General features: G+C 63.0%; 5 protein-coding genes. 2 read left to right on the top strand and 3 right to left on the bottom strand.

Annotated features, from left to right (window positions below; all coding sequences use genetic code 11):
• Positions 1–187 precede the first annotated feature (187 nt).
• On the top strand, positions 188–1,645 hold the full coding sequence (locus ACODTZ_RS35055; protein ID WP_489031813.1) for an NCS1 family nucleobase:cation symporter-1: 1,458 nt from the start codon (positions 188–190) through the stop codon (positions 1,643–1,645).
• Positions 1,646–2,098: 453 nt separating this feature from the next.
• Positions 2,099–2,569 carry a hypothetical protein gene (locus tag ACODTZ_RS35050; RefSeq protein ID WP_489031811.1) on the top strand — a complete coding sequence of 157 codons (471 nt, stop codon included), beginning with the start codon at positions 2,099–2,101 and terminating at the stop codon, positions 2,567–2,569.
• Positions 2,570–2,688: 119 nt separating this feature from the next.
• Here the strand turns inward: ACODTZ_RS35050 and ACODTZ_RS35045 are convergent, their stop codons facing one another.
• The 3 genes from ACODTZ_RS35045 to ACODTZ_RS35035 all read right to left on the bottom strand — a co-directional run bounded on the left by ACODTZ_RS35045 (position 2,689) and on the right by ACODTZ_RS35035 (position 6,853).
• A complete protein-coding gene (locus ACODTZ_RS35045) occupies positions 2,689–3,426 on the bottom strand; it encodes a Bax inhibitor-1/YccA family protein (RefSeq protein WP_111562616.1) in 738 nt (245 codons plus the stop codon).
• 179 nt (positions 3,427–3,605) lie between these two features.
• Entirely contained in the window at positions 3,606–6,149 is a 2,544-nt protein-coding gene (locus ACODTZ_RS35040; protein ID WP_489031808.1) for an ABC transporter permease, read from the bottom strand.
• Complete coding sequence (locus ACODTZ_RS35035) at positions 6,146–6,853, bottom strand: ABC transporter ATP-binding protein (protein WP_047508859.1); 708 nt, start codon at positions 6,851–6,853, stop codon at positions 6,146–6,148. Before ACODTZ_RS35035 ends, ACODTZ_RS35040 begins: the two co-directional genes overlap by 4 nt.
• Positions 6,854–6,862: the final 9 nt, after the last annotated feature.

Here is a 6,862-nt window from a genome sequence, read left to right as displayed (position 1 = left end):
CCAGCCAATCTCCCCACCTGTGGGGGAGATGCCCGGCAGGGCAGAGGGGGGCGCCTCAGGCACAGCGCCAACCCGAATACCATCCACCCCCTGTGCATTATTTGATTAAATATTTGTCAAATGCCCAAATCGGGAGCAAGTTCGATTGTGGCCATTTTGTGGCCCGCGAATCCTAGGAGGGGATTACATGACATCTGGCAATCCGTCGCCCTCGTTGTACAACGAGGATCTGGCGCCCGCTCGGGAGAGGAAGTGGGGCGCCTTCAGCATTTTCAACGTCTGGACCTCGGACGTTCACAGCCTGTGGGGCTATTATCTCGCCGCCAGCCTTTTTCTTCTGTGCGGCAGCTTCATCAATTTCGTCATCGCCATCGGCCTCGGCTCGCTTGTCATCTTCGTGCTGATGAGCCTGGTCGGCAATGCCGGCGTCAAGACGGGCGTGCCGTTCCCGGTTCTGGCGCGCGCCTCGTTCGGCACCTTCGGCGCCAATGCGCCGGCGCTGGTGCGCGCGGTCGTCGCCTGCTTCTGGTATGGCGCGCAGACGGCCGCCGCCTCGGGCGCCATCGTGGCCCTGCTGATCCGCCACGAGAGCATTCTCGCCTTTCACCAGAACAGCCATTTCCTTGGCCACTCGACGCTGGAGGTGATCTGCTACGTCATCGTCTGGGCGCTGCAGCTCTTGATCATCCAGCGCGGCATGGAAACGGTGCGCAAGTTCCAGGATTGGGCCGGTCCGGCCGTCTGGATCATGATGCTCGTCTTGGCCGTCTATCTCATCGTCAAGGCCGGCACCTTCTCCTTCGGAGCCGAAATCCCGCGCGACGTGCTGATCGAAAAGACCAAGGATGCCGGCGTCCCATACGAACCGGGCACCTTGCCTGCGCTCGCCGCCGTCGCCGCCACCTGGATCACCTATTTCGCAGCCCTCTATCTGAACTTCTGCGATTTCTCGCGCTACGCCAAGGATGTGAAGACGCTGCGAAAGGGCAATCTCTGGGGCCTGCCGATCAACCTGCTCGCCTTCTGCCTGGTGGCGGGCGTGACCACCACGGCGGCCTTTACGGTCTATGGCGAGGTGCTGCTGCATCCGGAAGCCATCTCGGCCAAGTTCGACAGCTGGTTCCTGGCGCTTCTGGCGGCACTCACCTTCGCGGTGGCGACGCTGGGGATCAACGTCGTCGCCAACTTCGTCTCACCGGCCTTCGACTTCTCCAACGTCTTCCCGCGCCACATCAGCTTCAAGCGCGGCGGCTATATCGCTGCGTTGATCGCGCTGGTGCTCTATCCCTTCGCCCCCTGGGAGACGGGTGCGGCCCACTTCGTCAACTTCATCGGCTCGACCATGGGGCCGATCTTCGGGGTGATGATGGTGGACTACTACTTGATCAGAAAAGGCGAGCTCGACGTCGCGGCGCTCTATCGCGAAGACGGCGAATTCCGCTTCCAGAGCGGCTGGCACGTCAACGCCTTCATCGCGTTTGCGATCGGCGCGCTCTTCTCCTCCATCCTGCCGACTTTCACGTCTGTTCTGCCGGAGTGGTGGGGCACCTACGGCTGGTTCTTCGGCGTCGGCATCGGCGGCGGGGTCTATTATCTCCTGCGCATGACCACCCGCGGCTCCGCCGTCGGTGCTGCCTCGCGATAAATAGAGTGCCCGGCTCCGGCCGGGCATTTTTCTTTGCAACGGATGCGGCTGCCCGCATCTTCAGCACCTCGGAATTGAGGCTGCGGTGGAAGCGTTCCTTCTTGCCGCGTCCCTGTGGATGATACGGTCTTGCTCGTCCACAACCGACCTCGCCCGCCAAGCCATCAAAACCTCCCAGATTACGATCCGAAAAGTGTCAGGCATGTCTCCGAACATCTGTCAGGTATGTCTCCGGGCTTTACACTTGTGCCGAGGATCTAAGCACGCTTCTACGCGCACGACCTCGATGACTGTTCATCGCCTGCTTCGCCGAGCGAAGCTACGCCGTCTACCGCTCAGCCTATACCAATCCCGAGAATTTCCCCCTGAAGCAGCATTGCAACTTCGGCGGTCGCAAAGTCTTGCCTCTTGCGGCTGGCTGCTTTAGCTCAGGAGTGAAATGGAGCAGACCTAATGATTTTCATGGTAATCGCGGTCCCGATCGTCTTGGTCTGCTTTCTCATGTTTCCCCGCCACACGCTGATCGTCGTTGCCGCCCTTGCCTGCGTCGGCGCTGCCGTTGGTCTCTATCTCTATTTCCAGCAATCCGACCGGCTGAACTCGGCGAGCCTGATATCCGGCACGAGCAGCGGAACCAGCGGTTGCCAGGATCCGGACAAGCCGGTTTTCGTCGAACTGTCGAACGCTTCCGACCGGCAGGTCAATATCGTGCGCTTCCGGCTGATCGCGAAGCGTCCGGGGTTCAGCGGCGAGGTCTATTCGGATTATTTCAGCAGCGACAAGATCATCGCGCCGCATAGTGAGTACGGCAGCTGCTGGGCGCTGAACCGCTACCGTGGTCTCGATACCTTGCCGGGCCGCCCCGCACCTGCCGATTTCGAATGGTCCGTCGATATCTCCTCGGTCGATTTCGCAGGCAACTAGGCGAGGCCTTGAGGTCTGGCCATCGGCCAAAGAAAAACCGCCTGCAACATCTCTGCTGCAAGCGGTTCTTAACGTCTCAATCAAGGGCGACAGCGTCGCCCTCTCTCTCGCTCTTCGTCTTACTTGCGGTTGCCCATGAACTGCAGCAGGAACATGAAGAGGTTGATGAAGTCGAGGTAGAGCGTCAGCGCGCCCATGATCGCCTTTCGGCCGGCCATGGTGGCGTCGTCGGCGGCGTAGTACATTTCCTTGATGCGCTGCGTGTCGTAGGCCGTCAGGCCCGCGAAGATCAGCACACCGATCACCGAGATCGCGAACTGCATGGCCGAGGAGGCCAGGAAGATGTTGACGATCGAGGCGATGATCAGGCCGAAGAGACCCATCATCAGGAACGAGCCCATGGCCGACAGGTCACGACGGGTCGTGTAGCCGTAGAGCGAGAGCGCGCCGAACGAGGCGGCCGTCACGAAGAAGGTCTGCACGACGCTCTGGCCGGTGTAGATCAGGAAGATCGACGACAGCGACAGGCCGACAAGCGCTGCATAGACCGCGAAGGTCGTCTGCGCGGCCGATACGCTCATCGAATTGATCCTGAAGCTCAGGAAGAAGACCAGCGCCAGCGGAGCGAAGATCACCACCCACTTCAGCGGGCTGGTGTAGATCGCGGCGCCGAATGCGGTCAGCTGGCCGTTGGAAACGGCGAATGTGAATGCGAAATAGGCGGCCAGGCCGGTGATCGCCAGGCCGATAGCCATCAGGTTGTAAACCTTCAGCATATAGCTGCGAAGGCCCTGATCGATCTCGCCGGTCTGGACACCGCTCTGAACGCGGCCCTGGTAATTTCTTAGGTCAGCCATGATTTCCTCTTGTCAGCTCCGAATGAACACGGTGTCGGGTTTTCTTGCCCGGGCGCCGCTGCGGAGCTTCAGCATGCCTGCGGATAATATGAGCCTTTCGCCCTTTGCAAACAAGAGCCTTGCAACCCGCGATCGGGTTAAATCGCCGTAAGGTGCCGGAATTATTTCAACCCGGCCACTCAGAGCTCGCGCAAAACGGGTGCCGCCTTCTGGCCGAGAATGCGCCATGTGCCGATCAGGCCGATGCCGACGGTCAGCACCAAGGCCGTGACGATCGTCATGCCGGCGACGTCAGGCAGGAACTGCGAGGGGATCTTCATGATGCGGGCGACGATGAACCAGGCCGCGACGCCGCCCGAAAGCAGCGCGAAGACAGCGGTTGCGAGCCCGAGCATCAGATACTCGTAGCAGAAGGCGCGCATCAGCATGCGTCTCGTGGCGCCGAGCGTCTTCAGCACCACCGCGTCATGGGTGCGGGCACGGTTGCCGGCGGCAAGGGCGCCTGCGAGCACCAGCACCGAGGCGATGAGGGCGACGGAGGCAGCGGCGCGGATCGCGGTCGCCAGCTGCGCCACCAGCGAATTGACGATGTCGATCGCATCCTTGACGCGCACGCTCGTGATCGTCGGATAGGTGTTGGTCACCGATTTCAGGATCGCGGCTTCCTGCGAGGATGTCGCCGAGGGATCGGTGAGTGTTGCCAGCCAGGCATGCGGGGCGCCCTTGAAGGTGTTGGGCGAAAAGACCATGACGAAGTTGATCGACAGGCTCTCCCACTGCACCTTGCGCAGGTTGGCGATCTTCGCCGTCATGTTGCGGCCGAGCACGTTGACGGTGACGGTATCGCCGACCTTGAGGCCGAGTTCGCCCGCCTCTTCCGCTGAAAACGAGACCAGCGGCTCGCCGCTATAATCCTTGTCCCACCATGTGCCCTCGGTCAGAACAGCGTTTTCGGGAAGCGTTTCGGAATAGGTGATACCGCGGTCGCCGCGCAGCACCCACTGGCCCGATGGCGGCACCTTGCGCTTGGTCACGTCCTCGCCGTTGAAGGCGAGGATGCGGCCGCGCAGCATCGGCACCTCGACCAGCTTGCCCTCGGGCGCATCGGTCTTCACCAGATTGCGGAAGCCGTCGAGTTCGGCGCCCTGGATATCGACGAAGAAGAAGTTGGGTGCGCCATCGGCCATGCGGCCGGTCAGCTGCTGGCGCAGATTTCCGTCGATCAGCGTCAAGGTGACCAGTAGCGCCAGGCCGAGGCCGAGCGAGAGCACGACCGAGGGGGTGAGCGCGCCAGGGCGGTGGATGTTGCCGATCGCCAGCCTCAGCGCCGGCGAATTGACGCGCGGGCTGCGGCGGGCAAGCCAGGCGATCCCGGCTGCGACAAGGCGCAGGACGACGAAGGCAAAGGCGATGGCGCCGATGAAGACCACGGCGATGAAGCGATCATGGGCGGTCGCCACCGCAAGGGCGGCGAGCGCTGCCAGGAAGACGGCTGCCATCAGAATGTAGGGCCAGGAGGGCAGGCGGCGGGCCTCGAAGCCCTGCTCGCGAAACAGCGCCGTCGGCGGCACTTCGCGGGCGTGGCCGAGCGGCATGATGGCGAAGGCGAGCGTCGTCAGGATACCGAAGAGCACGGCCAGCGACAGCGCCACCGGATAGAGCGTCGGCGCGGTCGAGACCGGCAGGAACTGCGCCAGGAACTGGGCCGCCAGAATGGGGGCGGCCGCACCGATGACGAGACCGATGGCGATGCCGCCAAGCGCGATGAGGCCGATCTGGAAGAGGTAGATGAGGACAACAGTCGCAGCCGGCGCGCCGAGGCACTTGAAGGTGGCGATCGTCGTACGCTTGGCATCGAGGAAGGCGCGCACGGCATTGGCCACGCCGACGCCGCCGACGATCAGCGCGGTCAGGCCGACCAGTGTCAGGAACTGCGAGAAACGCTCGATGTTTTCGGTAAGCGAGGGGGCGGCGCGGTCGCTTGTGCGGATCGACCAGCCGGCCGAGGGGAAATCCTTGGTGGCGCGGTCGCGGATGCCTGCCATGTCCGATCGGTCGTTCAGCTTGACCTTGTAACTGTGCTCGACAAGGCTGCCGGTCTGGATCAGACCCGAGGCCTGCAGAGCCTGGCGGCTCACCATCAGGCGCGGCGCGAAGCCGAAGCCTTCGGAGACCGCGTCCGGCTCGGTCTTCACCGTGCCGGTGATGTTGACGATGACGTTGCCGAGCAGCAGCTCGTCGCCGATCTTGAGGCCGAGACGTTCCAGAAGCAGCGGCGCGGCCAGCGCGCCATAGGTGCCATCCTGATCGGCAAGAAGCGTATGCAGCGGGTAGTTGGGCTCGGCCTCGAAGCTTCCGTAGAGCGGATAGGCATCGTCGACGGCCTTGACCTCGACCAGCGCCTGGTCGGATCCGTCAGGCTTGCGCGCCATGGAGCGCAGGCCTGTCGAGACCGAGACCTTGCCGAGCGAGCGCAGGAAATCCAGCTCGTTGGCGGCCGCCTCGCGGTTGTTGAGCTCGAAGCGCACGTCGCCGGCCAGAATCTCCTGGCCGCGCGTGGCAATCGTGTCGGTGATCGACTGCGAGACCGAGTTGACGGCGGCAATCGCCCCGGTGCCGAGCGCGATGCAGGCGAGGAAGATGTAGAAGCCTCTCAGGCCGCCGCGCAGCTCACGAAGGGCAAGACGGAAGGCGAGCGCGATACGCGGGGTGATCAGCGTCATGCAATGGCCACTTCGGCTTCAATCGCGGCGCTGTCGCCTTCTATCTTGCCGGAGCGGACGCGGATCTGGCGCGAGCAGCGCTTGGCGAGCGCGTTGTCGTGGGTGACGAGCACCAGCGTCATGCCGCGCTCGGCCTGCTTGGAAAACAAAAGGTCGGCGATCTGCCGGCCGGTGTCGGTGTCGAGATTGCCTGTCGGTTCGTCGGCAATCAGAAGCGCCGGCGATGGCGCAAGCGCGCGAGCGATCGCCACGCGCTGCTGCTCGCCACCGGAAAGCTGGCCGGGATAGTGGTTCAACCGGTCGCCGAGGCCGACGGATTTCAGCTCGCGGCGGGCGATCTCGAAGGGATTGGCGACATTGGCGAGTTCGAGCGGCACGGCAACGTTTTCAAGCGCCGTCATGTTGGCGATCAGGTGGAAGGACTGGAAGACGATGCCGATGTTGCGGCCGCGAAAGTCCGCGACCTGATCCTCGCTCATCGTGTGCAGGGGCGCTTCGTTGATGTTGATCTCGCCGCTATCCAGCCGCTCGAGGCCGGCAAGCACCATCAGCAGCGTCGACTTGCCGGAGCCGGAAGGGCCGACGATGCCGACCGATTCACCGGCGGCGATCTCAAGGTCGATACCCTTCAGCACATGCACGGACGCGGCGGCACTGCCGAGCGTCAGATCGGCCCGTTTCAGATCGATGATGGTTTTTGCCAACGGTAAATG

The organism is Rhizobium sp. FG113 (genome assembly GCF_057809895.1).
This window is presented reverse-complemented; position numbering and strand designations above follow the sequence as displayed.

Bases quoted from the DNA above. Each gene is read 5' to 3' on its own strand.
- ACODTZ_RS35045 (WP_111562616.1), bottom strand. From the start codon at position 3,426: ATGGCTGACCTAAGAAATTACCAGGGCCGCGTTCAGAGCGGTGTCCAG.
- ACODTZ_RS35040 (WP_489031808.1), bottom strand. From the start codon at position 6,149: ATGACGCTGATCACCCCGCGTATCGCGCTCGCCTTCCGTCTTGCCCTT.
- ACODTZ_RS35050 (WP_489031811.1), top strand. From the start codon at position 2,099: ATGATTTTCATGGTAATCGCGGTCCCGATCGTCTTGGTCTGCTTTCTC.
- ACODTZ_RS35055 (WP_489031813.1), top strand. From the start codon at position 188: ATGACATCTGGCAATCCGTCGCCCTCGTTGTACAACGAGGATCTGGCG.